The organism is Arthrobacter sp. SO5 (assembly GCF_020532805.1).
GTDB lineage: Bacteria > Actinomycetota > Actinomycetes > Actinomycetales > Micrococcaceae > Arthrobacter.
This window is the reverse complement of sequence record NZ_MQTQ01000010.1, coordinates 1-23,571: the sequence shown is the minus strand read 5'-3', so window position 1 is coordinate 23,571 and position 23,571 is coordinate 1. Positions and strand designations below refer to the sequence as shown.

The window sequence follows — 23,571 nt, the reverse complement described above, 5'->3', positions numbered from 1 at the left end:
TCAGGGGTGCCTGCGTTCACAGGTGGTGAACTCCTTGCAAGTGCCTTCCCTTGTGCCTGCCGCGCACCAGGAGAACCAGTACCGCTGTGCCCCCGCCGGCGAGCAGCAGTGCCCCGAGGGGGACGAGGTCAGGTTGGTTTATAGCCGACGCCGGGGCGCCCTGGGCCTGGGATGGGGCAGTGGAGAGGGGAACCTGCAGGGCCGACGCCGTCGGGGGAGCGGCTGCAGCGCTGGGCGGGGCTGCAGCGCTGGGTGCGGCTGCAGCGCTGGGTGTGGCTGCAGCGCTGGGCGGGGCTGGCAGGAAGACGTCAGCCGCCACCCCCATGATGAAGCGGTCGCCGGGGACGAGCGTCTTCACCACCAGCGTCGACGTTTCGAGGGTGGTGGACACACAACCTGCCGAGACTTTGTTCCCCGCTCCGAAGAAGATCGCGTAATCTGCGCCGGGAACGGGAGGCGCGTCCGGCAGGCGGTTGTAGTTGACGACGGCGGCCTGCGCGTAGGTGCCCTGATTTGCCCAGTACCAAAGGTTTTCGTCAGCGCGAGAGCCGCCCTCAAGGTAACTGTTGTAGGAACGGCTTCCCGGACCGCCCCAGCGCGACCTCGGATTGACCGCGTGATACGTCAGTTTGGTCCCCGGATTGGCCAGCCCAAGGGCCTCTGTCACAGAGAAAGAGCCGGTTGGCGACCGGTATTGACCTTCCCTGAGGGCGCCTTCAGGGGCGAATCCGTTCGCTCCGACGAAGCCTGCCGCCTGCCACTCCTGGATGTACCCGTCGGGCCCCCTGGCGCACCCGGTGATCAGGACGGTGTTCACCTGGAAGTCCGTGGCCGTCACGAACACAACCCTGGCGGCGTCCGCCGCGGGGAAACGAACTTGCCCGGCCGTGAGCTTGGCACACGGCGCTGGCTCCTGAGCCGCTTCCCGGGGTGTATCCACGGGTGCGGCGTGGGCGCCAGCGGGGAGTGCCCATCCTGCAACGAGTGCTGCGAGCAACAGCGTCCTTCGCACGATGTGTCGGGACATAGCAAAAGTCTAGTCGCGTAGCGGCCCGCCGGAGCGGCCGATCGGGAGCAGAGCTAGTCCAGCGGCAGCGTAATCGTGATGCAGGATCCTGCGGCGGACGAGTCGATGGTCATCTCACCGCCGGCAAGGCCGACGGCGAGGCGCATGAGGCGCAGCCCCATGCCGGCATGCCTGCCGTGGGTGGCTGCCCGAACATCGAAACCGCCGCCGTCGTCGGTCACTTTGAGCTGCACGGCGTGGCTGACGCAACCCAGTCGGACCGTCACCGCCGACGCGTCCGCGAATTTATAGATGTTGCTGAGGAGTTCCTGCGCCGCCCTATAGAGCAGCAGCGCGGATTGCCGGTCCACGTCCATTCCGTGGTGGGGCGTCTCAAGCTGCACCGTGGTCCCGCGCTCCCGCAACGGAAGAGTGATGCGGTTGATGGCTCCGGCGACACCGAGGACCTGGAAATCGACCGGATGAGTATCAGTAAGGACGCCATGTACGGCGACCACTTCGTCGCTCAGCACTGATTTCATGGCTCTACTGTGCGCGTGCGTCCTTGGCATTTTCTGGTGTTTCGTCACGGACGCGGCGCTCGCCGGATGAGTTTCCTGCGGCACTGGGCCGGCCCGTTCAGTTCGACGACGCCGAGCGCACCCAACCCTTCGACCTCGCCAGGCCGAAGGTTGGAGCCGAAATGCCAGCTCCTCGCAGAGGAGTGGGAGACTTCGGAAAGAACTAGAGCAGACGCTTAACAGCGGCGATCAATTCGGGAAGCGTCCCGGGAAGTGACTCGGCGAGGCTGGTCTCCGGCATCTTTTCAACAGCAGTCCCCGAGATCAGCAGCCGGCCTGTCGGGCCCGACAGGGCCGTATAAGTGCCGTCGCTGTTCTTGAGGACAAAGAGCATCGAAGACTCTCCCGGTTCCATGATGGGGTCACCCGCGCTGACGAACGTGTCCCGTGCGGCCGAGCCGGTTTGGTGCACCGTGATGGCGGATGCCGCTGGTGTCCCCTTGAGCCACGTTTTCACAGCCACAGTTGCGTCCGTGAAGGGGATGCCGTCCACGGCTGGCACTGGCGTGGACTTCTGCACCGTTCCCACCAGAATGGCGTCCGAGGCCCCGGTCAGTTCCCTCAGCGTGGGGTATGCGTTGGCCCAGCTGGCGCTGGATCCCTGGGTCTGCGGGGAAGCGCAGCCGCCCAGCAGCAGTGCCCCGGCCACACCAACGGCACGTGATCGGATAAACGTCCGCGTCTTCATGCCGGTCACCCTGTCAGTAGATTGCGCTCATGCCAAGAGTGCTCACGATATTCCTTCCGGCCGCCCCACAACTCGGGCGGATGGGATGCGTAACAATGAACCGATGAGCGATGCCGGTGAATTCATTGACCTCGCGCTCCAGCGCGAGTCGTCGTGGAGGCGGGCGGAGGAGACCCGGGCCCGGCTGGGCGCCGGGGTGGCGATCTACGGAGCCTCGGTCGGAGCGGTTCGGGGGACGGTCCGCGATGCCCTGCGCCGTCACCCGGAGCTGAACCACGACGGCATCACTGCGCTCTGCACCGAGTTGTGGGATGTGCCCGTCTTCGAGCGCCGGCAGGCCGCCGTGGTCCTGCTGCAGGCCAGCGTCGCAGTGCTGACCAACACCGATCTGACCCGGATTGAAGGCTTCATCCGCTCCGCGGCGCTCCGCGAGCTGGTCGATCCGCTCGCCGTCGACGTCGTAGGACCCATGATCTCGGGGCTCGACGTCGTCGGCAGGGTGCGCGCGGATAGCGTGCTCGATCGCTGGGTCCGGGATCCTGAGAACTGGCTGCGGCGGGCCGCCCTGCTTTCGCCGCTGCGTGCGCTCCGCGCCGGATCGGGGGACTGGGCGCGCATCGTCCGTCATGCCCGGGCCGTGCTGGCGGAAACGCCCCTCCCGGAGTCGGAGTCGGAGTCGGAGTCGCAGGAGGGCGACGGCGGCATCGTCAGGGAAGCGGCTGCCCTGGTGCTCGCGGCTGCGGCAAAGCACCGGCCGGAGCTGCAATTCTGAGTGCCTGTCCCAATCGGACGGCGCTCCTACTTGCCGGAGCGGCGCTCCACCACCGCATAGGCCTTCCCGTCGAGGAACTCCCAGTCGGTAACCACCATGAACCCCGCAGCATCGGCGCGGTCATTGAGGACGAAGACGTCGAAACCGCCGTCGCGGGGCTCAGCATCCCAGGTCGAGACGTGGACTTCCCCGTTTTCCAGGACCAGCAGCTCGGTGTTGACGCTGAAGTCCTCGTGCGGCTGATTGCTCAGCTGGCAAATGGCGACACAATGCCTGGTCACTTCGGGGCTGTTCATGCCGGGCCTCCGCTTCGGGGAACGCTGATGGCATCATCCTATGCCTGACGTGGGGCCTGCCGCCGGGATTTCGCCCGTCCGGACCCTGCGTCCGTTACCTCAATGTGACATGACGTGATCATTCCGTTACCGTTGTTAGGTGCCTGTTGTTTCCGAGACGGGCTCTCCCCCAGCCGATTGCCTAACTCTGCCGCGGCGTGGGGATAACTCGCAACAACGTCCGGCAGAGACGGGGAAACCACTTTTGACCCGCTATTAATGCAGGGTCTTGGGGTGAAGCCGCACAGCCCGAAGTTACGGGCCAGCGTGCGGCCGGGTGCCTCCCATCCGAATCCGACAGCTCACCTCGCAGGCATTGGGAGAGGCTACTTTCATGACTTTCAGCAATACCCTTGCGCCCAAGCGCGCCGACGTCCGCAGCAAACGCCGTGCAGCATTCTCATCCACCAAGGCAGGCATCTTCGGCCGCCAGGCCGCAGTGATCGCCGCCGCTTCCGGGCTGGTGCTCAGCAGCGCCATGGCAGCCAACGCTGCCGAGGCCCCGGTTCAGCGCGACTCCGCGCCGGCGTCATCCGTTGACGTCAAAGGCCAGGTGGGCGCCGCCGTCAGCGCGGATTCCGCCGTCCAGATTACGTTTGAGCGCCCGGCAGTGACCTCCACTCCGGCCCCGGTGGTCGAGCAGCCCGCACCGGCAGCAGCAGCGCCGACGGCGCCGGCTGCAGCGCCGGCGGCCCAAGCTGTAGCGCCGGCCGCGGCCCCGGCCGCCGCCAAGGCGACCGTGAAGGTCCAGTCAGCTCCGGCTCCCGCCGCAGCTCCGGCCGCGGCCCCGGCTCCGGCCGCTGCCGGGGGAGTCAACGCCACGCTGCTCTCAGTGGCCTACGGCCAGATCGGCATCACGCAGGACTGCACCGCCATGGTGGAAAAGGCCCTGAATGCTGCCGGCATCCCGGTCGGCGACATCGGACCGATGGCCTTCATGGGCTACGGCAAAGTGGTGGGCGATCCCCAGCCCGGCGACATGATCGTCCAGTCCGGCCACGTGGCCATCTACGCGGGCAACGGCCAGGCCGTCAGTGCCGGCATGAACGGCGTGAACGCCACCATGACGCACCCGCTGTCCTGGCTCACCGCCACGGGTCCCGTCACGTTCGTGCGCGCCGGAATCTAGTAGTACCGGAATCTAGCAGTACCGGAATCTCGTAGCGGCATCGAGCAGCATTAGCTCGTTGTAGCCACACCCGGAACGGCCGGTTGATGATTTGCCTTGGGCAAAGGATCAACCGGTCTTTCCGCTGTCCGGGGCCCGAGCATTTTTGCGCTGACGGGCTCCGCACCGCCGCACCCCGCTTCCCCGGCGGACGAACCCGGTGGCCCGAACCTGCAGTCCGGGCCGTCAGCGCACCACGAGGGGGAGCCGCAGTTCCATGGCGGTTCCGTCCGGGCCGGTCCGGGCGACGCCGACTGTGCCGCCGGCGGCTGTGGCGATTTCGCGGACCAGCGCCAGCCCGATCCCGAAGCTTCGCTGCCCCCGGGTTCCGTCGGAGCCGGGGGTTCTCACGAAGCGGTCGAAGATCCGGGCCTGGTCCACTCCGGTGATGCCTGCCCCGGTGTCCGCAACGGTGATGACCGCCTGGTTGTTCTCAGCAGTTGTGCTGATGCTGACCTGCCCGCCGGCCGGGGTATGCGCCAGGGCGTTAGCGGCCAGGGCAAGCACCGCGCGCCGGAAGGAGTCCGGGTCGATCCGGGCCAGCGGTGGCGGGCCGGCGGAGGGATCCGCGGAAAAGGACAGCCTGACGTCCTGTCGCCTTGCGAGCTGCTGCAGGCTCTCGGCGACAGAGGAGGCGACGGCGGCCAGATCGGCAGGCTCGGTCCCGGGATCCGGGGTTGCCCCGGTTGCCGCCAGGAGCAGCTCGTTGACGATGCCCGTGAGCGTTGCCGTGTCCTCCCGGATTTTGGCCAGGGCACGGCCCGGTTTCGAATCCGGGACGGCATCGCGTTGGGCGAGCTGGATGCGTGCGTCCAGGATGGCCAAGGGTGTGCGCAGTTCATGGCTGGCATCCTGGACGAAGCGCCGCTGACGGGCCAGCGCGTCCCCCAGGGGACGGATGGCGCTCCGCGCACTGAGCCACCCGATGACGCCGGCCAGGACGATCCCCGCCACTCCGGCGATGATCATGGCCTCGATCAGGTCTTTGGAATCGAGGTAGGTGTAGGCCTTCCCGGCGGCAGCGGAGGCGGGCACGTCAGGGTTCGCCAGCTTGTTGATCAGGTAGGCAGTGGCGGCGGCGAGGAGAAAGAGGACCAGCACGGCGCAGGCGGCGCTGATCCGCAGGGCGACCTTCAGTGAGGCCTTGCGCAGGGTGTCCTGGTCCGCGTCGATGGGCGCGGGACCCCGGCTATTCATGTGCGTCGCCGATCTGGTACCCGACGCCGTGGACGGTGCGGATCACGCTCTTGGCGATCTTCCGGCGAAGATGGTGGACGTAGGTGTCGATCACTCCGGGCTGGTCTGCGGCATGGAAATGCCGGCTGAGCAGTTCCTCCCGGGTGAAAACCCGGTCCGGCTCCCCGGCCAGGGCGCCGAGCAGTTCGCTCTCCCTCGCCGTAAGGGACACGAGTTGTCCGTAGACAGACCGCACGGAGCGCGACGCCGGATCCAGTTCCCATTCGCCGATGCTGACGGGCGTGGAGTTCGAGGCGAAGGTGCGGGTCAGGGCGCGCAAACGCGCGGCGAGTTCGCCGGCGTCGAACGGTTTGGTCACGTAGTCGTTGGCGCCGGCGTCGAGCCCCGTGACCTTTTCATCAGTCTCCCCGAGGGCGGTCAGGACCAGGACGGGGGTGGAGATTCCTTTCGCCCGCAGCGCCCTGACCACGCTGAGTCCGTCCATCACGGGAAGGCCCCGGTCGATGACCATCACGTCCCACGTCTGCGTGAGTCCCAGGTGCAGCCCGTCCTGGCCGGTGGCGACGAGGCGGACCCGGTAGTCCTCGGCCAGCAGTTCGGCGATCAGCGGCCCCAGCTCGGCGTCGTCCTCCACGAGCAGCAGGGAGGGCAGGGCAACAGGTGTCATGTCAGCTATTCTTCCCCGACATCCCCTGGACCGGCACGTCATGGGCCGTGTTGTCCGCGGGGCCGGCATCCGTGGCATTGTCCGCGGCCAGGGCAGGGGCGCGGCGGTTCAGGCGGCGGCGTTTGAGCAGTTGGATGCCCCAGGGCAGGACGGAGGCGAGGACCATGACGACGGCAATGATGTCGATGTTCTTGGCGATGACCTCGAAGTGGCCCAGCCAGGTGCCGAGCAGGGTCACGGACGTGGCCCAGGCCAGGGCTCCCGCGATGTTCCAGAGCGTGAAGGACCTGTAGCCGTAGCGGCCGATCCCCGCGCTCAACGGCGCGAAGGTCCGGACCATGGGCACGAAGCGGGCCAGCACCACCGCGGCACCGCCGTGGCGGCGGAAGAAGTCTTCCGTGGTGCGCAGATGGGCTGTCTTCAGGATCCGGGCATCGTCTTTGAACCATCTCCGGCCGAACGTGCGCCCCAGCATGTAGCCCACCTGGTCGCCGGCAATGGCAGCCGCGGTGACTACGCCGATCAGGACCGGCAGCGTCAGCTGCAGCTGCTCGTGCAGGAGGCCGGCAGTGAAGAGCAGGGAGTCTCCGGGCAGGAAGGGGAACAGCACACCGGATTCTATGAAGACCATGAGGCCGATCACGCCGAGGGCGGCCGGTCCCAGGCCCTCGAGCAGGCTCGCCGGGTCCAGGAGGGAGGGGGATCCGGCCGCGGCTGCGGCGAGTCCTGAAGCGTACAGGCTATGCATGGTCATTCCTTAGCGTCGGGCTGATCGGGGGGATGCGGCTGCCGGGAGGCGGTCCGCCAGGCCGGGAGCGAAACGGTTCCACAGCCCGGCGAGCAGGATCACTGCAGCGCTCGCGGCGAGGAAGGACGCGGTCACGTCGGTGGGGTAGTGGACTCCGATGTACAGCCGCGACCACGCCACCGCGAGGGCCAGCACTGCTGCGGCGGCGGCCGTGACCTTGGCCCAGCGGGTTCCGCGGGCCAGGAAGTACAGTGCGAATCCCAGCGCGACCGCGAAGGAGACGTGCCCGCTGGGGAAGCTGTCGGACCCGGTTTCCGGGCCGAGCGGATCGAAGAGCAGTGCCGGGTTGGGCCGCTGGCGGGCAACGATGACTTTGAAGAATTCACTGGCCACCCAGCCTGAGGAGGCCACGAGGCCAAACGCAACGGCCTTGACCAGGGACCGCCGGACTACCCAGAGGAAGAGGGAGACGGCGCAGATGAGGACGACGCCGGGCGCCGGGCCAAACACGACGCTGAGCGCCATCGCTACGCCGGTCAGAACGGCCGCGTGATGTTGGCTCAGAATCTGGTCCACCCCCAGCTCGGCCGCACTGCCGCCGGGCACCAGCTGTGCCGTCAGGCCAAGTGCCAGGACGGCCGCGGACAGCAGAACGCCCAGGAGCAGCCAGTGTCGCGGCTGCGGGAGGGCCCAGAATCGGGGGCTGTCGGCGGGACGCGCAGCGGCAGGCGCCGTGGGCGTCTCAACGCGGTGAAGGGGGGTGGGTCCAGGCATGGGATCCTCAGGCTCGGGGGCAGTGCGCGCGGTCGGCGCCTGCAACTACCTTCCCGCCACGCCGTTAAGAAACGCGTAAGAAGTGCGGCCGGGCACGTTGAAGCCGTGCCGGCAGCGGTACAGCCGGCTTAGGACTGCGGGGCGTAGCGCAGCAGCACTACCCCGTTGCCGAACGTGCGGCTCTCCAGCAGCCGCAACCCCGTCGTGGCGTCCGTCTCCTGGAAGAGCGGTTTGCCCCGCCCGATCAGGACCGGGTGGACGTAAATTCGGAACTCATCTATCAGGCCCAGCCGCCTGAAGGACGCCGCGAGGTCGGAACCGCCGAGCGAGAGGTCACCGCCCGGCTGTTGCTTGAGTTGCAGGACCTCCTCGACGGCGACGTCGCGGACCACCGTGGTATTCCAGCCGGCGTTGCCCAGGGTCCTGGAGTATACGGTCTTGGGCATGTCCCGCCAGATTCCGGCGAACTCGACCATGGTTGGGCTGCTTGTGGGGTCCGCGTCGGCCGTGGGCCAAAAGTCAGCCATCAGTTCGTGGGTGACGCGGCCGTTGAGGAAGCCGCCCATCTGCCGGAGCTCATCGTTGAAGTGGCGGTGCAGTTCCTCGTCGACCTGGTGCCAGCTGATGTCCTGGTCCGGCCCTTCGATATAGCCGTCCAGGGACACTTGCATCATCAGGATGACCTTGCGCATCGGCGTGCTCCTTCAGGGGCCAGGGTTTCCGTCCCCAGCGTACGCCGCAGGCCGCGGGAGGGGCAGGGCAGCACCTAAGGGCAGCACCGAACGGAAGGGCCGAAAGGCAGAACCACACTGCGCGCGATACCGGCAGCATCTTGCCGAATGACGCACGGTGGGCCACCCTGAAAGAGTCTGGGCTGCCGGCACCGGCAGCGTCCTGCCGGAGGGGAGCATCCAATGCGTGATGTGGCGTCGATTGCGGCAATGATCCGGACGGCCCGGAAGAACGCAGGCATGACGCAGGAAGACCTGGCGAAGCTTGCCGGGACCTCCGTGCGGACCGTGCGGGCGATCGAGAAGGCCTCCGGCAACCCCTCCCTGCAAGCCGTGGTGGCCGTGACCAATGTCCTGGGCCTCCAGATCGTGGTGCGCTGAGGGCTGGCGCGCTGGGAGCTGGCGCGCCGAAAGCTGGCGCCGGGTGCTGGTCCAAGGTTTTCCCAAGTTCAACGCCTTGCGCCCGGATCCGGCACGGAGCAGAATGCAGAGACTTTGACACCCACCGCACCGCGGTTCTTACCTTCGGAGGAGGAGCATGCCTGCGAACGCGCCCTTGGCAGCAGCACTTGTCCGGCTCTCTTCGCTGTGCCGGGGATGAGATCCGATGGAGCCCGAGGGACCCGGCCGCCACTACGGTTCCGGCCGCCACAGACCGGACGCCGTCAGCCGCCCAGCCCGGCCGCCGCGGACGGTCACGGTCAGGATCCGCCCCCAGCTGCCGACTGCGGCCGCCGCCGTGCTGGCGCTCATCTCGGCAACCAGCTTCTACGTTGCCATCCAGGCGAGGGTGCCGGCAGATGCAGTTACGCCGCCCGAGGCTGCCCTCTCCGCTCCGGGGGAGCATTCAGTGCCTTCAGCGCCTGCGCACCCGTCAACTGGAGCATCCTCGCCGAGGGCGAAGGTGAGGGCGGCGCCGACGGCAAAGGCAAAGGCAAGTGCGGCGGCAATGGCAAACGCGAAGTCGACGGCGGCGCCGGCCGCCGTCGTTCCGGCTGCCGCAGTCCCGCGCATCAGTCCGAAAATGGACGCCCGGATCAATGCCGTCATCGGGGCCAACAGCCGCTACCAGGTGGGCGTTGCGCTGATTGACGTGACCGACGGCGTGGTCCACGAATACGGGGTGAAAGCCAAGTTTGTCGCCGCCAGCACGGCGAAGATCCTCGCTGCGGCGTCTTACTACCATCTGGTGGAAACCGGCCGGGCCTCGCTGGGGGCCCGGATGGGGGTGTCCACGGCGGGCGTTCAGATCCGGCAGATGGTGCAGCAGAGCAACAATGAATCCTGGGCGCTGATCATGGGCGCCGTCGGCCAGGCGGGTCTGACCGACTATGCGTCGTCGATCGGGATCAGCTACGACCGCACCATGAACACCCTGACGCCGGCCGAAACGGCCAGGACGCTGCACCTGCTCTACAGCGGCCGGTTACTCAACGCGGAGAACACCGCCCAGTTGCTGTCCTACATGCGGAACACCAACTACGAAGCGCTGATCCCGGCGGCGGTACCGGCTGGCATCAGCGTCTTCCACAAATATGGCCTGCTCTTCGGCAACCTGCATGACGCAAGCATCCTGGTTGGGCGGGAGCGCGCCTGCGTCTTTGTCGTCTACACCCTGGGCAAGGACACCTCGGATATGGCTGCGCGCACCCGGGTCATCCAGGAGTTGACCAGGACGGTCACCGCCGGGGTCTTCTGACCCCGGCCTCTTGTCGCCGCAGGCTCTTTCCCCCGGGAAGCGGCAAACGTACGCTGGAGAAGGGAGGTGAATGCCATGAAAGCAGCCACAGGAGACCGCATCGTCATCCGCGGCACCACGGTCGAATCCTCGGACCGGCACGGTGAGATCCTCGAGGTCAAGGGAGCGGACGGAGCGCCGCCGTACCATGTACGGTTCGACGACGGTCACGAGACGATCATGTTTCCCGGCGGCGATTTCGTCGTCGAGCGCCACGGAAGGACCTGACGGTCCTGTGCACCGGGAGGCGGAATTGCCGCGCGGGAGGCCCGGGCCCCTAGAAGCTCGACGAGCTGCCGGAGCCTGAGAAGCTTCCGCCGGTGCTCCCGTAACCCGTGGTACCGCCGTCCCCGCCGCGGGTGCTGCTGACCGAGCTGACGCCTGTGTTAAAGCCGGAATTGAAGGTGGGCACCGAGAAGAAATAGTAGGACGGGTAGACCGTGCCCAGGATGCTGGGCTCATAGGTGCGGCCGTACTTGGCTTTCGTACCGGCCTGGGCGCTCTCCATCTGCCGGCGCATGAGGCCGGCCTCCTTCTCGTTTTTGGCGAAGCCCTCGATGACGGTGTCTGCGTGGTTCTTCAACAGCTCTGAGAGGTGCGATCGCGCGTCCCGCAACCGGTCCAGGGCCGTTTCGGGCGTGATCGTCCCGTCCGAAATTTCCGCGGTCCACCGCTCGAGCTCCCGGTGGCTCTCATCCCGGAAAGACCTGAGCGCCGCCGCGCTCGCGGACTCTCCTTCTGCGTGGGGCCGGCTGAGCATCTGTTCGAGGGCGCCGAGGTCGGTGCGGAAGGGCGCCAGCTGCCGGTCCCAGGCCGACGCCCACGCGGAGCCACGGTTGAGCAGGGCGTTGGTGTCCGCGATGACGTCATCCAACGCGTCGAGCTCGGCCGCGGAATCTGCGAATTCCCGGACCACTTTCAGGTTCGGGCGCCGGCTCAGGTCCCTGGCAGACATGCCGTGGACCTGGTTGGCGAGCCCGGTGGCCCGGTTGTACTTCGCCAGGAAGGTGCGGTGCTTCTCCAGGACGGTGCTGCCATAGCGGGAGGACTCCGGGATGGTGCCGGCGTTGAGCTCGGTAACCTCCAGGTCCATGCTGACGTTCGAGTAGCTGGCATCGGCGCGGGCCAGTTCCTTGCGGCTGCCCACCCTGGTCCGCCAGCGGACTATCAGCCAGGTGCCGGCGCCGGCGACGGCGGCCGCCACCGTCAACCAGGCCGTCACCAGGAAGGCGGTGGACCGGTACCAGGGCTGATTTATCAACTCCGCGCCGCGTTCGATTCCGGCAATCGTGCCGTCCGTCCACTGGGCGTCGCGCAGCAGTTCCTTGGCGGCGTTCTGGATGTCGTCGCGTTGCGCGGGGGAGACCTTCCGGTCCTCGCCCATGTACGTTCCGACGTGCCGGCCCACCGGGTCCAGCGCGAAGATAAACAGCCCGTCCGCCCACTTCTGCCCGTCCGCGCTGATCCACTCCGGGTGCTCGGCCCGGGCAAAGCGCAGGACCTCCTCGTTGAGGTTCTCTTCCGCCGAGCCGTTGTAGGTATACACAGCCACCTTGGTGGGCTGATAGAACTCCATGCCCTGTACAGCGGGCAGGAGCGTGTTGCGGTCCAGGACACCTGCCCGGTCCTCTACGACGACGTCGACCGGCCGGACAGCCAGCGCCGCCGGCACGGCGCCCAGGAGCCCGATCATCACCAGGATCAGGACGCCGAGCACTTTCCGCATGATTCCCATTTGTTGAGCGTAGTGCCTGCTTCCGGCCGCGTCGACGGCGCCGGGCGGGGATGGAATCCGTCAAGAAGAACGCCGCGCCCGGCGTCGTCGACCCCACCGAAGCGGCCGCGGGCAGCATCACCGGCGTGGCCGGCCGAGGCCCGGCTATTCCAGGTCGAAGATCTTCTTGTAGCTTCGCACCGCGCTGTTGACGGTGGGGAAGAAGTGGTCCGGTCCAAAGCGGCTGCTGACGCCGAAACGGATCAGACGGTCCTTGATGGGGCCCTTCATTTCCGCAAAGACGAGGCTGACCCCGCGCTTGGCGAGTTCGTCATCAAGCGCCACGAGGTCATCCAGTGCGGTGGTGTCGAGATCGGTGATGGCCTCGGAGGCCACGATCACCCACCGCACCGGCCCCGGCGCCCCCGCTACCAGCGTGCGGAGGTGTTCGGTGAAGACGGCTCCGTTCGCGAAGAACAACGGGGCATCGAAGCGTGCAATGACGAGTCCCGGGATGCGCTGGCCCTCAGGGTGCCGGCTCAGGTCGTGGTAGCCGGGAACATCCTCCACGCTGCCCAACTCCGTGCGGTAGGGGTCCCAGGCGCGGCGCACAAAGGCGATCAGAGACAGGCCGATCGCCAGCACGATGCCTTGCAGCACGCCGATCATCGCCACCCCCAGGAATGTCGCGGCCAGCAAGGCAGCCTCAGTCCTGCTCACCTTGAGCAGCCGAAGAAATGTCTTCACATCAAGGAGTGAGACCGCCGCAACAATCACGACGCCGGCCAGCACGCTGGAGGGCAGGAACGTTGTCACGCCGGGCGCAACCAGCATGAAGATCACCACCAGAACGGCCGCCACCACACCGCTGGCGGGACTGCGCGCGCCGGCCTGGAGGGCGATCGGGGTGCGCGATGTGCTGCCGGAGACCGGGAAACCGCCGAACAGCCCGCTGCCCACATTCGCCAGGCCCAGGGCGGCCATTTCCTGGTTCCCGTTCACCTCGCTGCCCTGTCTGGCGGCAAGGCTCTTCGAGAGCACCGAGGTATCCGCGAAAGCGATCAGCGCGATGCCGGCCGCCGGGCCAAGCAGGGCGAGAACTTCAGCCAGGCTGACTCCGCCGAGGGCGGGCGCCGGAAGCCCGCGAGGCAGCGCCCCCACAGTGGGCAGCGCCGCCGTCAGGTCCAGGGCGGCGGTAAGCGCCGTGGCAGCCACGACGGCGATCAGCACGCCGGGTATCTTCCACGGCAGGTAGCGGAAGCCGACGATGAGGGCGATTGACGCGACACCGAACAGTAAGGCGAGCGGATTGATCTCCCCCTGCAACACCGCGCGGGCGGTGCCGCCGGCGTTGTCCAGCAGCGAGCCGCCCTGGGACGGTATTCCGAGCAGCTTTGGCAGCTGGCTGAGTATAACGGCGACGGCGATGCCGTTGAGGTACCCGACCCGGATGGGCTTGGACAGCAGGCCGGTGACGAACCCCAGCCTCAGGACCCGCCCGGAGAGGAGGAACATGCCGATCAGCAGGGACAGGATGCCGGCCAGTGCCACCGCGTGGTCCGAACCTCTCGCGGCCAGGGGCAGCACGGCGGCCGCGATCATCGGTGCGAGGCTCGAGTCCGGGCCCAGGATCAGGACTCGGGACGGCCCGAACAAGGCGTAAACCAGGAGCGGAACCACTGAGGCGTAGAGTCCGGTGACCGCCGGCAGGCCCGCGGCTTCGGCATACGCCATGCCGGCCGGAATGAGCGCCGCGCTGAGGGCAGCCCCGGCGGCCAGATCGGATTTCAGCCAGGGCCATCGATACCCGCGGACGAGGCGGATGCCCGGCGGGACGGCCCGCGTCCACTTGCTCTGCACGATGCCAGCGTAGCCCGGATCGGATGAATGGACTTGTGCAATACGTTAGTGAGCGCTAACGTATTGAGTGTGCCTGATCTTCTGGAAGTAGCTGCGGAGCCGAACAGGCGCACACTCCTTCGGCTGCTGGCTGAGGGGGAGAGGACCGTGACCGAGCTCTCCGCGCATTTTCCGGTCAGCCGGTCGGCCATCTCCCAGCACCTGCTGCTGCTGTGCGACGTGGGGCTGGTCTCCGCCCGGAAGGACGGCAGGAACAGGTATTACCGCCTGGACACGGCAGGAATGGTCCGGCTGCGTGAACAATTTGACTCTTTCTGGACAAACGAACTGGACCTGCTGGTGTCCGACGCCGGCCGGCTCCGCCCCCCAACATCGCAAGGGACAATCTGATGTCATTCAACAAAACCGTCTTCCTCCCGGTGGATCCGGATGCCGCATTTGCGCTCCTCACAGAGCCGGAGAGGCTCCGCCGCTGGAAAACCGTGGCGGCGAGGGTGGACCTTCGCGTCGGCGGGGAATACCGCTGGACCGTCACTCCCGGCCACGTGGCGATGGGAACCTTCACGGAAATCGAGCCCGGAAAGCGGGTGGTCTACACCTGGGGCTGGGAGGGTGACGGCCAACTGCCGCCGGGCGCCTCGACGGTGCGGGTGAACCTGGAGGCCGTCGACGGCGGAACAACCGTCCAGCTGATCCACGAGGGCCTGACCCCGGAACAGGAAGTCATGCATGCCGAGGGCTGGACCCATTTCCTGGCACGCCTGGTGCAGCTGGCCGCGCACGGAGATGCCGGCCCCGACGAGTGGTCGGCCGCCCCGGACCCCATCGACGAACTCGCCAGCGCCGAGGCCGCCCTTGCCGCGGCCCAGCGCATCCTCCGCGGGCTCAAGCCCTCGGACATGGAGCTGGCCACCCCGTGCGAGGACTTCACGGTTCACGGACTGCTGGAGCATCTCTTCGGATCCATTGCCTCGATCGGCAAGGCCCTCGGCGTGTCGGTCGCCGATCGGCCGGCGGCGTCGCCGGAGGCGCGGATTGCAGACGCCGCGCAGGACACGCTGGAAGCTTTCCGCGCCCACGGCCTGGCAGGAAGCCTGGATATGGGCTTCGCCGAGCTTCCAGCCACGCTGGTCGCGAACATCCTCAACCTGGAGCTGCTGGTCCACGCCTGGGATTTCGCCAATGCCACCGGGCAGGACCTTGCCGTATCGCCCGTGCTCTCCGATTATGTGCTGGGCCTCGCGCGGAACACCATCCGCCCGCAGATGCGCGGCACCACCTTCGCCGAGGAGACCCTGGTGGACGAATCGGCAGCCAGCCTGGAGCGTCTCATCGCGTTCACGGGCCGCGAGGTCGCCGGCATCTGACCGGCGACGATGCCCCGCCGAAAGGAGATTGCCATGGTTGATGTAGCAACGGAAATCCTCATCCACCGGCCACGCGAGGTAGTGGCCGGCTTCGCCGCGGACCCCGGGAACGCCCCCGAGTGGTACACGAATATCAAGGAAGTCAGCTGGGAATCAGCGCCGCCCCTCGTCGTCGGATCCAGACTCGCGTTCCGGGCGCAGTTCCTGGGCAGGACCTTGGACTACGTCTACGAATTCACCGAACTGGATCCGGGCAGGAAGCTGGTCATGCGGACAGCGCAGGGGCCGTTTCCGATGCAGACCACCTATACCTTCTCTGACGCGGGGGGCTCATCTACCCGCATGACCCTGCGCAACACGGGCAATCCGGCGGGGTTCTCCGCCGTCGTGAATCTCGTAATGGCTCCCATGATGCGCCAAGCGATGCGGAAGGACCTCGCCAAGCTCAAAGAATTGCTCGAAGCGGAGTGAATGCCGCGCCTCCGGGCACGGCATCATCCGCCCAGGATCCCGGCCCGGTGTGATTCGCGCGGGCAGGGGCGGCTGAAGCATCAACGCGAGGCCGTACTAACAGCGAACACCCAATGAAAGGACATGTCATGAGCAAGTTCATCTATCTCTATAAGGGTCCGGCCACACCGGTGGATCAGTTCAGCGAGGAGCTGTCGGCGGCGCAGACAGCCGCCTGGGGCGTCTGGATCGAGAAAACCGGCGCAGCCCTGCTCGACATCGGCGCGCCTTTCGCTCCGTCCCGCACCGCACTGGTGGACGACGGCGCCGTGGAGGCAGCCTCGGACCTGAACGGCTACTCGATCGTGGAAGCCGAAAACCTCGCGGCGGCCACAGCCCTGGCTGACGGCCACCCGTTCCTTGCCGACGGCAACGGAAAATTCACCCTGGAGATCTTCGAGCTCGGCGAGATGTAGTCTCACAAACCGGCACGAATGCGGCGGCCGGTTCGGTGTCCAACCGGACCTGCCGCGCCCTAGAATAACCCCATGTCAACCTATGAAGTCACCCGAAACGCCGTAATTCCCGCCCCGGCCGCGGACATTTTCCCGCTGGTCAACAGCTTCCACGAATGGGCCAAATGGTCACCGTGGGAGTCCGTGGATCCCGCCATGCAACGGAGCTACTCGGGCAGCGAGTCGGGCGTCGGGGCCAAGTACGCCTGGAGCGGCGACCGGAAGGCCGGCAGCGGGACCATGGAAATCGTGGAATCCGCCCAGCCGCAGAGCATCAAGATCCGCATTGAATTCACCAAGCCGTTCAAAGCGGTCAACCCCACAACCTTCACTTTCGCCCCTGCCGGGAGCGGCACGCAGGTGACCTGGACCATGACCGGCGAGAACAAGGGCATCGGCAAGCTCTTCTCCCTGTTCATGAACATGGACAAGATGGTGGGCACGGACTTCGAAAAAGGCCTGGCCTCGCTCGCCGGCGCCGTCGCCCACGGGAAGACGGGATCATAGGGTCCGCTGGCCTGCCGAGGAGCTTCCTGGCGGAGGCGGTCAGTCTGCGGTCGGTGTCGCCGCACCGTCAGCTGCCGGGGAGGCCTGGCCGTATTCCGCCGAAATCAGGATCGGGAGGTGGTCGGAGGCGCCGCGCGGGAGCGTCTCCACGCTTTCGATCTCCAGCCCCTGGGACGTCGCGAAATCGAAGTGTCCCTTGAAGACCTTGTACCTCGTGTAGGTCCGCCGGTCGCTGAGAGTGAGGTCGTACCCGGCGTCCTTCATCTGGGCCGTCAGGTACTTGGTGAAGAACGGGTAGTTGAAGTCGCCCACCATGAGCGACATCAGGCCTTCGCCCATGCTGAGCAGTTCCCCATGGGCAGCGTGGATCTGGTTCCGCCGCAGCGAATTCGACGCGGTCAGCGGGGCCGCGTGAAAGGAGGCGATGATCAGATCATGGTCCGTGTCTTTGTCGGTCACCCGGGTGCCGATGAGCCGCTCGTGCGCCGGAGACATGACGCGGTCGTGCAGGGATTTCTTCAGGGCGAACGTCTTGGTCTCGTAGGCCGTGAAGCGGTCCATGCGGTAGTAGATCGCCAGGCCCAGCCGGTTGCCCTTGGTGGCGTCGGCAAGGTGCAGGTCGCCGATGGTTTCCGGCAGATCGTCGGTATCGCACTCCTGAAGGCACAATGCATCAATCTCAAATTCGTTGGCCAGATCAACGAGCTCGCCACTGGCCTTGTGATTGCGGAGGTTGTAGCTGATGACTCGAATCAGGGGAGCACCTCTTCGGAGGATAGTCGTGGATAGCCTGATTGCGAGTCTACCCAGTCCTGCGGAGCGGACGGGAACGCTGGCCGCGCGGGTCAGGCCCGATTTCACGCAGGATTCATCGTTTCTCCGCCACGGACCCAATGTCCCGGCGGAACCTATGGGCCCTGTATCGCGTTGAGCCAGTAGCGGGGGCCTTGGCCGCCCGCGGCCCGCACTTCCCGTCTACCAGCAAGGAAACAACATCATGGCAAAGGCACTGTGGAACGGCGCGGTCATCGCCGAGAGCGACAACACCGTCATGGTGGAGGGCAACCACTACTTCCCGCTCTCCTCGGTCAACTCCGCGTACCTGGAGGACAGCAGCCACAGCAGCGTCTGCCACTGGAAGGGCGAGGCCGGCTACTACAGCCTCGTGGTGGACGGCCAGCGGAACCAGGACGCGGCCTGGTTCTACGCCGAGCCGAAGTCCGATGCGGCGCACATCAAGGACCATGTGGCGTTCTGGCGGGGCGTCCGCGTAGAAGCCTGAGGCAGGCAGGGGCAGTCAGGGCAGCTAGCGGCAGGCAGGCAGCGGCAGGCGATAGGGTGGACGGGGATTCTCCGATTGAAGCTGCGAAAGGGTCTACGTTGACTGCTGAACTACCGGTGCTTGCCGAGGGCGATTTTTACTACGAGGCACTGGGCGGCGGAAAGTTCCGCTCCACGATCCACGCCCAGGGCGCCTGGAACGCACACGAACAGCACATGGCGCCCGCGTCAGGCATTATGGCAGACTGCCTGGCCCGGCACGAGCCGAGGGAAGACATGCGCATGGCGCGGCTCAGCTACGAGATCCTCGGACTGATCCCCGGCGGCGAGTTCGAAGTGGTCACCACCACCCTGCGGCCAGGCCGAACCATCGAGCTGGTGCAGGCGGAGCTCGTGGCTGGCGACCGCACGGCAATCCGCGCCACGGCCTGGCGGATGATCACTTCCGACACCTCCGCCATCGCCGCCTTCGAGGACCCCCGGATCCCCGCGCCGGAGGCGTGCGAACCCTACGACGCCGCAAGCATCTGGCCGGGCGGCTACATCGCGTCGCTGGAGATGAGGATCGCGGACGGCCACCGTGCCGGGTCCGGAACCGTCTGGCTGCGCACTGCACACCCGCTGACGGACCAGAAGGACAGCAGTGACCTGGCCAGGCTGGTGGGCCTCGTGGACACTGCGAACGGGATCGCCGCACGTGTCCCGCCGGGCAAGGACAGCTACGCCTTCCCCAACCTGGACCTCCAGATCCACATGTACCGGCGCCCGGAAGGAGAATGGCTGGGGCTGGACAACGAGGTCTCCTTCGGCACCGACGGCATTGGCCTGACCTCGACCGTACTTCACGACCTCAAGGGCCCGTTCGGCCGCGCCGAGCAGATCCTGACGCTCCGGAAGTCCTAGGGCCCGGCCGCCCTAGGGGCTTTTTGACTCTGGTGAACACGATGGCCTCAGCAGGCGGACGGTGGGGTGCGCGTGACCCCGGGAGGGTCACGCGCACCTGACGGAGCCGGGAGCCGGCTCTGTGGCGTCAGCCGCGGGGTCAGTCGCGGCGGTCGCGGCGGTCGTCCCGCCGGTCGTCGCGCCGGTCATGGCGGCGGTTTATCCCGTGGGCGACGACGACGGCCCCGCCGACTGCGGCGGCGGTCCGGCGCCTGCGTCGTGCTACGAGCGGCATGTCAGGCTCCTTCCTTCATTTCGTCGGGCGACTGGGTTTCGGCTTCGGCGTCGGCCTCGAAGGCGGCGATGACTGCCTGGGTCGGGATTCGGCCGCTGGCCACGAGCTGGCCGCCGGCCTTGCGGATGGCCGCGCCGAAGGGGGCCGCCCACTGGTTCTCCCAGACCAGCACCGCGGCGGAGTGGCCGGGCTGGATCGTCTCGGCCAGGTCAAGGACGTCCTGTTCGGAGAGCACCATGGCCAGGTCGGCCTCGGCCGTGCGTATCTCGCCGAGCTCGGTCATGTCGAGGTCGGAGATCTCCGCCATCTCGAGTTCGCCGTCCTCGGTCTTCCTCAGGAATACCATGTCGAGCACCCGGACGAGGTCACGTTTGACCAGGTCCTCCAGATACGGGGCGATCTGGCCCTTACCGAAGTCGGGCCCGGGGAACTCCACAACGAGCCAGTCCACCGGCCCTAGTTCATCCAATGTCTCAGCCATGCTGATGACCTCCGTCTTCATTGCGGACTAGGCGATCCGACGGACCGCCGCAGCTCCATTCTCTGCTCCCGCTGAAGCACGGCGCCTCATCCGGGCAGGGTGATCCCACACCCCGCTTCGGCTCCCCAACGAAGGCCTTCCCCACGTCCCGGGGTTCGGTAATCGGGCCCAGCCGGCAACGACTGAGGACTTTTCGCGTCAGCCTGCCCGGGTGGCGGCGCTGTCCCTAGTGGAAGACGAGCCAGCCGACCACCGTGGCGAGTCCGGTCAGCACGGCACCCCACAGGATGTCCACAACGATGATGACCAGCGGCCAGCTCTTCAGTGTCGCCGCGTTGGTCAGGTCATAGGTGGCGTAGGCGAAGGTTCCGAGCGCGGCACCGTAGCCCAGCGCACTGAGCCAGCTGTCGCCGTCGAGCGCCGGCTGGAGGGCGAAAAAGACGATCCCGGCGATGTACAGGACGTAGAAGACGACGGCGTACCCTAGATTGGGCTTGTCCGCCATGAGGTGGCCCAGATTCCGGCGGTAGAACTTGCTCGTCGACTTCAGCCACACGGAATCGATGGCGGCGAATGCGGCGGCTACGACGAGGAATTGCAAAATGACCATAAGGGAGCATAACAACATGCCGGAGGACGCTGGCGCAACGCGGACCCTGACGGTTTTCCGGCAGGGGGATTCCCTGGGCGCTGCCCGGGACCTGGACTTCGCAGTCGAGCTCCTGCGCAGGGTCAAGACCGGCGGGGCGGGGCCCCTGCTGCGGCTCTACCGGCCCGCCCCCACCGTGGCGTTCGGTCAGCGGGACACCCATCTGCCGGGCTTCGAGGCTGCGGCGTCGGCCTGCCGTGACCTGGGATTCGAGCCGCTGATCCGGAAGGCAGGCGGACGCGCCGCCGCCTACCACGAGGGGACTCTCGTGATCGATCACCTGGAACCGGCCACGGATGCGATCGCCGGCGCGAAGGGGCGCTTTTCCTTCTTCGGCGAACTGCTGGCCGTGGCGCTGCGCAGCGCCGGCGTGGACGCCGCGGTGGGGGAGATCCCCGGCGAGTACTGCCCGGGCGAATTCAGCGTCCACGGGCAGGATCCGGAGTTTCCGCAGCACCGGATCAAGCTCATCGGCACGGCCCAGCGGGTGGTGGCGGGCGGCTGGCTGTTCAGCTCGGTCATCGTGGTGGAGAACTCGGCCCCGATCCGCGCGGTGCTGGAGGCCAGCTACTCAGCCCTGGGACTGGACTGGGATCCCGCCACGGCCGGTGCCGTCAACGACCTCGTCCCGCACCTGGACGTGGACGCCATCGAGGCCGCCGTGATCGACACCTACTCCCGCTACGCAACGCTGGGCTATGGCGACTTTGGCAGTCTCCTCGGCTGAGGGCTGGTGCCCCCGCCCATCTGGCTGGCAGCAGAGGCCGTTCTGAGCGCTCAAAACGGCCCCAACTGCCAGTCAGTTAGTGTCCCCGGGCGATCCAGTCCTCCAGGTGCGGCGCCTCGGCGCGGACCGTCGTCGAATCGCCGTGGCCGGTCAGCACCACGGTGTCCGCCGGGAGGGTCAGCAGCCGGTTCCTGATGGATTCGATGATGGTGGGGAAGTCGCTGAAGGACCGGCCGGTGGCGCCCGGGCCGCCCTGGAAGAGGGTGTCGCCGCTGAAGACGGTGCTCTCGCTGGCCAGGGTGAAGCACATGGAGCCGGGGGAGTGGCCCGGCGTGTGCTGGGCCACCAGGCGTGCACCGGCGACGCCGAACGTGTCTCCGTCCGCGATCGCCTGGTCCGGTTCGGTGCCCGTGAAGACCCGGTCCCACAGCATCCAGTCTTCCCGGTTGAGGTACACCGGGGCGTTGACGCGGCTCCGGAGCTCGCCGACGGCGCCGATGTGGTCATCGTGGCCGTGGGTCAGCAGGATCGCGGTGACCTTGCGGCCGGCGACGGCGGCCTCGATGGCAGCCGGGTCGTGCGCCGGGTCGATCACGAGGCATTCCGCGTCGTCGCCCACGATCCAGACGTTGTTCTCGACATCCCAGGTGCCGCCGTCGAGAGAGAAGGTGCCCGAGGTGACCAGCCGGTCGATCCGGAGCCCGCCCACGCCGCCGTTCACAGTTCGACCACCGAGCGGAGCACCGCGCCGGAGTGCATCTTGTCGAAGGCTTCCTCGATCTGGTCGATAGTGATCCGCTCCGTGACGAAGGCGTCCAGGTCCAGCTTGCCCTGCCGGTAGAGGTCGATCAGCATGGGGAAGTCGCGCGAGGGCAGGCAGTCGCCGTACCACGAGGACTTGAGCGAGCCGCCGCGGCCGAAGACATCCAGGAGCGGCAGCTCCAGCGTCATCTCGGGGCTGGGCACACCGACCAGGACCACGGTGCCGGCGAGGTCGCGGGCGTAGAAGGCCTGCTTGTACGTCTCGGGACGTCCGACGGCGTCGATCACCACATCTGCGCCGAAGCCGCCAGTCAGTTCGCGGATCGCCTCGACCGGGTCGACGGCGGAGGAGTCAACCGTGTGGGTGGCGCCGAGGTCCTTCGCCCGATCCAGCTTCTTCGGGTCAATGTCGACGGCGATCACCGTGGTGGCGCCGGCGAGCACGGCGCCGGCGATGGCGGCCACGCCGACGCCGCCGCAACCAATGACGGCGACGGAATCGCCGCGCTTGACGTTTCCGGTGTTGATGGCCGCGCCGAGGCCTGCCATGACGCCGCAGCCGAGCAGCCCGATCGCGGCGGGGTCGGCGTCGGGGTCAACTTTGGTGCATTGGCCGGCGGCGACGAGGGTCTTCTCGGCAAAGGCGCCGATGCCCAGCGCCGCGCTGAGTTCTGTGCCGTCCTCAAGGGTCATCTTCTGGGCGGCGTTGTGGGTGTTGAAGCAGTACTGCGGCTGGCCGCGGCGGCACGCCCGGCATTCGCCGCACACTGCGCGCCAGTTCAGCACCACACGGTCGCCGGGAGCTACCTCGGTGACGTCCGGTCCGACGGCACTGACGACGCCCGTGGCCTCGTGGCCGAGCAGGAAGGGGAAATCGTTGTTGATGGCGCCCTGCTTGTAGTGCAGGTCGGTGTGGCAGACGCCGCAGGTGAGGATGTCCACGAGGGCCTCGCCGGGGCCGGGATCCGGGACCAGGATGGTCTCGAGGGTGACGGGGGCGTTCTTGGAACGGACGACTGCGCCCTTGACTTTGTGGACCATGGAAATTGCTCCCTCATGCGCGTCGCAACACGCGGTGAGGCGCGGTCCCGTGGGGGCCGCGCCGTCGTGGTTGATGTCGTGCTTGAACTGGGGCGGACTATGCCGCGAGGCGGCTCTTGACCTCCGCCGCGGAGGGGTTGGTGGCCGCCGTGCCGTCCGGGAACAGCACCGTGGGGACGGTCCGGTTGCCTCCGTTGAGCTTCTCCACGAGGTCTGCGGTGCCTTCAACTTCTTCGATGTTGATCTCGGTGTACCCGATGCCCTGGGCGTCCAGCTGCTTCTTCAGGCGGTTGCAGTAGCCGCACCAGGTAGTCGAAAACATGGTGATGGTGCCGGATTCGGGGGTGAAATCCACGAAGTTCTCCTCAAAGCTGGTTGACGGCCTGCGGTGGCAGTGCCGTTGCCGACGAAAGTCGTATGTCACTGCCAATAACCGTAACCCGCGGGCCGCTATTCCCGCGCAGCCCGCGACGTGGCCGCACAGGGGCCCGGTCATTTATCAGTCGTCTGCACAAGCTAACCCGAAAGCGCCGCTTTCGTCGGGAGGCGCCTGCACAGAACGTCACGCTCCTGAGGCTCGCCTAGGCATTGTCCGGGGTCCCGGCTGTCAGCGGTGGGGCGGTGGGGCGTCGGGG

General features: G+C 67.1%; 32 protein-coding genes and 1 riboswitch. Of the genes, 13 read left to right on the top strand and 19 right to left on the bottom strand.

Translation table 11 applies throughout. The annotated features are described in order from the left end of the window. Window positions 1-16 precede the first annotated feature (16 nt). From BJG92_RS02270 to BJG92_RS02260, 3 genes are all read right to left on the bottom strand, one after another. Entirely contained in the window at window positions 17-1,027 is a 1,011-nt protein-coding gene (locus tag BJG92_RS02270; protein ID WP_232082396.1) for a hypothetical protein, read from the bottom strand. A gap of 53 nt (window positions 1,028-1,080) precedes the next feature. Further along, entirely contained in the window at window positions 1,081-1,548 is a 468-nt protein-coding gene (locus BJG92_RS02265) for a sensor histidine kinase (protein ID WP_232082395.1), read from the bottom strand. Between the two features lie 202 nt (window positions 1,549-1,750). Continuing rightward, window positions 1,751-2,284, bottom strand: coding sequence for a hypothetical protein (locus BJG92_RS02260; protein ID WP_232082394.1), 534 nt, complete (start codon window positions 2,282-2,284; stop codon window positions 1,751-1,753). Window positions 2,285-2,378: 94 nt separating this feature from the next. Between BJG92_RS02260 and BJG92_RS02255 the strand changes: the two genes are divergently transcribed. Next, window positions 2,379-3,047 carry a DNA alkylation repair protein gene (locus BJG92_RS02255; protein ID WP_232082393.1) on the top strand — a complete coding sequence of 223 codons (669 nt, stop codon included), beginning with the start codon at window positions 2,379-2,381 and terminating at the stop codon, window positions 3,045-3,047. A 26-nt stretch (window positions 3,048-3,073) separates the two neighbouring features. Here the strand turns inward: BJG92_RS02255 and BJG92_RS02250 are convergent, their stop codons facing one another. Then, window positions 3,074-3,343, bottom strand: coding sequence for a hypothetical protein (locus BJG92_RS02250; protein ID WP_232082392.1), 270 nt, complete (start codon window positions 3,341-3,343; stop codon window positions 3,074-3,076). A 168-nt stretch (window positions 3,344-3,511) separates the two neighbouring features. Beyond that, a riboswitch (cyclic di-AMP (ydaO/yuaA leader) is annotated at window positions 3,512-3,712 on the top strand. Window positions 3,713-3,716: 4 nt separating this feature from the next. On the opposite strand from BJG92_RS02250, the gene BJG92_RS02245 reads away from it, so the two are divergent. Further along, window positions 3,717-4,511 (top strand): NlpC/P60 family protein, encoded by a 795-nt coding sequence (locus BJG92_RS02245; protein ID WP_232082391.1) that lies wholly within the window; start codon window positions 3,717-3,719, stop codon window positions 4,509-4,511. 225 nt (window positions 4,512-4,736) lie between these two features. Here BJG92_RS02245 and BJG92_RS02240 read toward each other — a convergent pair whose 3' ends face one another. The 5 genes from BJG92_RS02240 to BJG92_RS02220 all read right to left on the bottom strand — a co-directional run bounded on the left by BJG92_RS02240 (window position 4,737) and on the right by BJG92_RS02220 (window position 8,628). After that, window positions 4,737-5,747: a HAMP domain-containing sensor histidine kinase gene (locus BJG92_RS02240; protein WP_232082390.1), complete on the bottom strand. Its 1,011-nt coding sequence runs from the start codon at window positions 5,745-5,747 to the stop codon at window positions 4,737-4,739. Beyond that, window positions 5,740-6,414: a response regulator transcription factor gene (locus BJG92_RS02235; RefSeq protein ID WP_232082389.1), complete on the bottom strand. Its 675-nt coding sequence runs from the start codon at window positions 6,412-6,414 to the stop codon at window positions 5,740-5,742. The genes BJG92_RS02240 and BJG92_RS02235 overlap by 8 nt, the downstream gene beginning before the upstream one ends. A 1-nt stretch (window position 6,415) precedes the next feature. Continuing rightward, window positions 6,416-7,162, bottom strand: a complete 747-nt coding sequence (locus BJG92_RS02230; RefSeq protein WP_232082388.1) for a DedA family protein — start codon at window positions 7,160-7,162, stop codon at window positions 6,416-6,418. Between the two features lie 9 nt (window positions 7,163-7,171). Beyond that, window positions 7,172-7,936 (bottom strand): phosphatase PAP2 family protein, encoded by a 765-nt coding sequence (locus BJG92_RS02225; RefSeq protein WP_232082387.1) that lies wholly within the window; start codon window positions 7,934-7,936, stop codon window positions 7,172-7,174. A 128-nt stretch (window positions 7,937-8,064) separates the two neighbouring features. Then, window positions 8,065-8,628: a dihydrofolate reductase family protein gene (locus BJG92_RS02220; protein WP_232082386.1), complete on the bottom strand. Its 564-nt coding sequence runs from the start codon at window positions 8,626-8,628 to the stop codon at window positions 8,065-8,067. 222 nt (window positions 8,629-8,850) lie between these two features. On the opposite strand from BJG92_RS02220, the gene BJG92_RS02215 reads away from it, so the two are divergent. Continuing rightward, entirely contained in the window at window positions 8,851-9,048 is a 198-nt protein-coding gene (locus BJG92_RS02215; protein ID WP_232082385.1) for a helix-turn-helix domain-containing protein, read from the top strand. A 387-nt stretch (window positions 9,049-9,435) separates the two neighbouring features. On the opposite strand, the gene BJG92_RS02210 is transcribed toward BJG92_RS02215, so the two are convergent. Beyond that, entirely contained in the window at window positions 9,436-9,681 is a 246-nt protein-coding gene (locus tag BJG92_RS02210; RefSeq protein WP_232082384.1) for a hypothetical protein, read from the bottom strand. A gap of 10 nt (window positions 9,682-9,691) precedes the next feature. On the opposite strand from BJG92_RS02210, the gene BJG92_RS02205 reads away from it, so the two are divergent. After that, window positions 9,692-10,366 (top strand): serine hydrolase, encoded by a 675-nt coding sequence (locus BJG92_RS02205; RefSeq protein ID WP_232082383.1) that lies wholly within the window; start codon window positions 9,692-9,694, stop codon window positions 10,364-10,366. 75 nt (window positions 10,367-10,441) lie between these two features. Continuing rightward, a complete protein-coding gene (locus BJG92_RS02200; RefSeq protein WP_232082382.1) occupies window positions 10,442-10,633 on the top strand; it encodes a DUF1918 domain-containing protein in 192 nt (63 codons plus the stop codon). Window positions 10,634-10,682: 49 nt separating this feature from the next. Here BJG92_RS02200 and BJG92_RS02195 read toward each other — a convergent pair whose 3' ends face one another. Together BJG92_RS02195 and BJG92_RS02190 are read right to left on the bottom strand one after the other, a co-directional pair. Continuing rightward, window positions 10,683-12,140, bottom strand: a complete 1,458-nt coding sequence (locus BJG92_RS02195; protein WP_232082381.1) for a DUF5129 domain-containing protein — start codon at window positions 12,138-12,140, stop codon at window positions 10,683-10,685. Window positions 12,141-12,284: 144 nt separating this feature from the next. Then, window positions 12,285-13,979 carry a SulP family inorganic anion transporter gene (locus tag BJG92_RS02190; protein WP_232082380.1) on the bottom strand — a complete coding sequence of 565 codons (1,695 nt, stop codon included), beginning with the start codon at window positions 13,977-13,979 and terminating at the stop codon, window positions 12,285-12,287. 27 nt (window positions 13,980-14,006) lie between these two features. Between BJG92_RS02190 and BJG92_RS02185 the strand changes: the two genes are divergently transcribed. From BJG92_RS02185 to BJG92_RS02165, 5 genes are all read left to right on the top strand, one after another. Further along, window positions 14,007-14,369, top strand: a complete 363-nt coding sequence (locus BJG92_RS02185; protein ID WP_232082379.1) for a helix-turn-helix transcriptional regulator — start codon at window positions 14,007-14,009, stop codon at window positions 14,367-14,369. Then, window positions 14,369-15,346, top strand: coding sequence for a TIGR03086 family metal-binding protein (locus tag BJG92_RS02180; protein ID WP_232082378.1), 978 nt, complete (start codon window positions 14,369-14,371; stop codon window positions 15,344-15,346). Before BJG92_RS02185 ends, BJG92_RS02180 begins: the two co-directional genes overlap by 1 nt. A 33-nt stretch (window positions 15,347-15,379) precedes the next feature. Then, window positions 15,380-15,817, top strand: a complete 438-nt coding sequence (locus BJG92_RS02175; protein WP_232082377.1) for an SRPBCC family protein — start codon at window positions 15,380-15,382, stop codon at window positions 15,815-15,817. A 128-nt stretch (window positions 15,818-15,945) separates the two neighbouring features. Further along, window positions 15,946-16,272: a YciI family protein gene (locus tag BJG92_RS02170; protein ID WP_232082376.1), complete on the top strand. Its 327-nt coding sequence runs from the start codon at window positions 15,946-15,948 to the stop codon at window positions 16,270-16,272. A 72-nt stretch (window positions 16,273-16,344) separates the two neighbouring features. Next, window positions 16,345-16,818, top strand: coding sequence for an SRPBCC family protein (locus tag BJG92_RS02165; RefSeq protein WP_232082375.1), 474 nt, complete (start codon window positions 16,345-16,347; stop codon window positions 16,816-16,818). 39 nt (window positions 16,819-16,857) lie between these two features. Here the strand turns inward: BJG92_RS02165 and BJG92_RS02160 are convergent, their stop codons facing one another. Beyond that, the gene (locus BJG92_RS02160; protein ID WP_232082419.1) at window positions 16,858-17,571 is read right to left on the bottom strand and encodes an endonuclease/exonuclease/phosphatase family protein; all 714 of its coding nucleotides are present in this window, start codon (window positions 17,569-17,571) and stop codon (window positions 16,858-16,860) included. Between the two features lie 244 nt (window positions 17,572-17,815). On the opposite strand from BJG92_RS02160, the gene BJG92_RS02155 reads away from it, so the two are divergent. Together BJG92_RS02155 and BJG92_RS02150 are read left to right on the top strand one after the other, a co-directional pair. Further along, on the top strand, window positions 17,816-18,100 hold the full coding sequence (locus BJG92_RS02155; RefSeq protein ID WP_232082374.1) for a DUF427 domain-containing protein: 285 nt from the start codon (window positions 17,816-17,818) through the stop codon (window positions 18,098-18,100). 98 nt (window positions 18,101-18,198) lie between these two features. Further along, complete coding sequence (locus BJG92_RS02150; protein WP_232082373.1) at window positions 18,199-19,002, top strand: thioesterase family protein; 804 nt, start codon at window positions 18,199-18,201, stop codon at window positions 19,000-19,002. A gap of 139 nt (window positions 19,003-19,141) precedes the next feature. Here the strand turns inward: BJG92_RS02150 and BJG92_RS18350 are convergent, their stop codons facing one another. The 3 genes from BJG92_RS18350 to BJG92_RS02140 all read right to left on the bottom strand — a co-directional run bounded on the left by BJG92_RS18350 (window position 19,142) and on the right by BJG92_RS02140 (window position 20,367). Further along, window positions 19,142-19,276: a hypothetical protein gene (locus BJG92_RS18350; RefSeq protein WP_269461655.1), complete on the bottom strand. Its 135-nt coding sequence runs from the start codon at window positions 19,274-19,276 to the stop codon at window positions 19,142-19,144. 1 nt (window position 19,277) lies between these two features. Continuing rightward, complete coding sequence (locus BJG92_RS02145) at window positions 19,278-19,757, bottom strand: DUF6325 family protein (RefSeq protein WP_232082372.1); 480 nt, start codon at window positions 19,755-19,757, stop codon at window positions 19,278-19,280. A 226-nt stretch (window positions 19,758-19,983) separates the two neighbouring features. After that, window positions 19,984-20,367 (bottom strand): DUF2177 family protein, encoded by a 384-nt coding sequence (locus BJG92_RS02140; RefSeq protein ID WP_232082371.1) that lies wholly within the window; start codon window positions 20,365-20,367, stop codon window positions 19,984-19,986. On the opposite strand from BJG92_RS02140, the gene BJG92_RS02135 reads away from it, so the two are divergent. Continuing rightward, on the top strand, window positions 20,360-21,133 hold the full coding sequence (locus BJG92_RS02135; RefSeq protein ID WP_232082370.1) for a lipoate--protein ligase family protein: 774 nt from the start codon (window positions 20,360-20,362) through the stop codon (window positions 21,131-21,133). The two genes, BJG92_RS02140 and BJG92_RS02135, sit on opposite strands and share 8 nt — an antisense overlap. Before the next feature lie 76 nt (window positions 21,134-21,209). Here BJG92_RS02135 and BJG92_RS02130 read toward each other — a convergent pair whose 3' ends face one another. The 3 genes from BJG92_RS02130 to BJG92_RS02120 form a co-directional block, all read right to left on the bottom strand. Further along, entirely contained in the window at window positions 21,210-21,854 is a 645-nt protein-coding gene (locus BJG92_RS02130) for an MBL fold metallo-hydrolase (protein ID WP_232082369.1), read from the bottom strand. Next, window positions 21,851-22,936, bottom strand: a complete 1,086-nt coding sequence (locus tag BJG92_RS02125; protein WP_232082368.1) for an S-(hydroxymethyl)mycothiol dehydrogenase — start codon at window positions 22,934-22,936, stop codon at window positions 21,851-21,853. The genes BJG92_RS02130 and BJG92_RS02125 overlap by 4 nt, the downstream gene beginning before the upstream one ends. A gap of 97 nt (window positions 22,937-23,033) precedes the next feature. After that, entirely contained in the window at window positions 23,034-23,291 is a 258-nt protein-coding gene (locus tag BJG92_RS02120) for a mycoredoxin (protein WP_024367105.1), read from the bottom strand. Window positions 23,292-23,571: the final 280 nt, after the last annotated feature.

What these genes read in the sequence shown, in the direction of transcription:
- BJG92_RS02270 (WP_232082396.1), bottom strand. Translation starts at nt 1,027, where the DNA reads ATGTCCCGACACATCGTGCGAAGGACGCTGTTGCTCGCAGCACTCGTT.
- BJG92_RS02265 (WP_232082395.1), bottom strand. Translation starts at nt 1,548, where the DNA reads ATGAAATCAGTGCTGAGCGACGAAGTGGTCGCCGTACATGGCGTCCTT.
- BJG92_RS02255 (WP_232082393.1), top strand. Translation starts at nt 2,379, where the DNA reads ATGAGCGATGCCGGTGAATTCATTGACCTCGCGCTCCAGCGCGAGTCG.
- BJG92_RS02250 (WP_232082392.1), bottom strand. Translation starts at nt 3,343, where the DNA reads ATGAACAGCCCCGAAGTGACCAGGCATTGTGTCGCCATTTGCCAGCTG.
- BJG92_RS02245 (WP_232082391.1), top strand. Translation starts at nt 3,717, where the DNA reads ATGACTTTCAGCAATACCCTTGCGCCCAAGCGCGCCGACGTCCGCAGC.
- BJG92_RS02240 (WP_232082390.1), bottom strand. Translation starts at nt 5,747, where the DNA reads ATGAATAGCCGGGGTCCCGCGCCCATCGACGCGGACCAGGACACCCTG.
- BJG92_RS02235 (WP_232082389.1), bottom strand. Translation starts at nt 6,414, where the DNA reads ATGACACCTGTTGCCCTGCCCTCCCTGCTGCTCGTGGAGGACGACGCC.
- BJG92_RS02230 (WP_232082388.1), bottom strand. Translation starts at nt 7,162, where the DNA reads ATGCATAGCCTGTACGCTTCAGGACTCGCCGCAGCCGCGGCCGGATCC.
- BJG92_RS02225 (WP_232082387.1), bottom strand. Translation starts at nt 7,936, where the DNA reads ATGCCTGGACCCACCCCCCTTCACCGCGTTGAGACGCCCACGGCGCCT.
- BJG92_RS02220 (WP_232082386.1), bottom strand. Translation starts at nt 8,628, where the DNA reads ATGCGCAAGGTCATCCTGATGATGCAAGTGTCCCTGGACGGCTATATC.
- BJG92_RS02215 (WP_232082385.1), top strand. Translation starts at nt 8,851, where the DNA reads ATGCGTGATGTGGCGTCGATTGCGGCAATGATCCGGACGGCCCGGAAG.
- BJG92_RS02210 (WP_232082384.1), bottom strand. Translation starts at nt 9,681, where the DNA reads ATGCGCGGGACTGCGGCAGCCGGAACGACGGCGGCCGGCGCCGCCGTC.
- BJG92_RS02205 (WP_232082383.1), top strand. Translation starts at nt 9,692, where the DNA reads ATGGACGCCCGGATCAATGCCGTCATCGGGGCCAACAGCCGCTACCAG.
- BJG92_RS02200 (WP_232082382.1), top strand. Translation starts at nt 10,442, where the DNA reads ATGAAAGCAGCCACAGGAGACCGCATCGTCATCCGCGGCACCACGGTC.
- BJG92_RS02195 (WP_232082381.1), bottom strand. Translation starts at nt 12,140, where the DNA reads ATGGGAATCATGCGGAAAGTGCTCGGCGTCCTGATCCTGGTGATGATC.
- BJG92_RS02185 (WP_232082379.1), top strand. Translation starts at nt 14,007, where the DNA reads ATGGACTTGTGCAATACGTTAGTGAGCGCTAACGTATTGAGTGTGCCT.
- BJG92_RS02180 (WP_232082378.1), top strand. Translation starts at nt 14,369, where the DNA reads ATGTCATTCAACAAAACCGTCTTCCTCCCGGTGGATCCGGATGCCGCA.
- BJG92_RS02175 (WP_232082377.1), top strand. Translation starts at nt 15,380, where the DNA reads ATGGTTGATGTAGCAACGGAAATCCTCATCCACCGGCCACGCGAGGTA.
- BJG92_RS02170 (WP_232082376.1), top strand. Translation starts at nt 15,946, where the DNA reads ATGAGCAAGTTCATCTATCTCTATAAGGGTCCGGCCACACCGGTGGAT.
- BJG92_RS02165 (WP_232082375.1), top strand. Translation starts at nt 16,345, where the DNA reads ATGTCAACCTATGAAGTCACCCGAAACGCCGTAATTCCCGCCCCGGCC.
- BJG92_RS02155 (WP_232082374.1), top strand. Translation starts at nt 17,816, where the DNA reads ATGGCAAAGGCACTGTGGAACGGCGCGGTCATCGCCGAGAGCGACAAC.
- BJG92_RS18350 (WP_269461655.1), bottom strand. Translation starts at nt 19,276, where the DNA reads ATGCCGCTCGTAGCACGACGCAGGCGCCGGACCGCCGCCGCAGTCGGC.
- BJG92_RS02145 (WP_232082372.1), bottom strand. Translation starts at nt 19,757, where the DNA reads ATGGCTGAGACATTGGATGAACTAGGGCCGGTGGACTGGCTCGTTGTG.
- BJG92_RS02135 (WP_232082370.1), top strand. Translation starts at nt 20,360, where the DNA reads ATGACCATAAGGGAGCATAACAACATGCCGGAGGACGCTGGCGCAACG.
- BJG92_RS02140 (WP_232082371.1), bottom strand. Translation starts at nt 20,367, where the DNA reads ATGGTCATTTTGCAATTCCTCGTCGTAGCCGCCGCATTCGCCGCCATC.
- BJG92_RS02125 (WP_232082368.1), bottom strand. Translation starts at nt 22,936, where the DNA reads ATGGTCCACAAAGTCAAGGGCGCAGTCGTCCGTTCCAAGAACGCCCCC.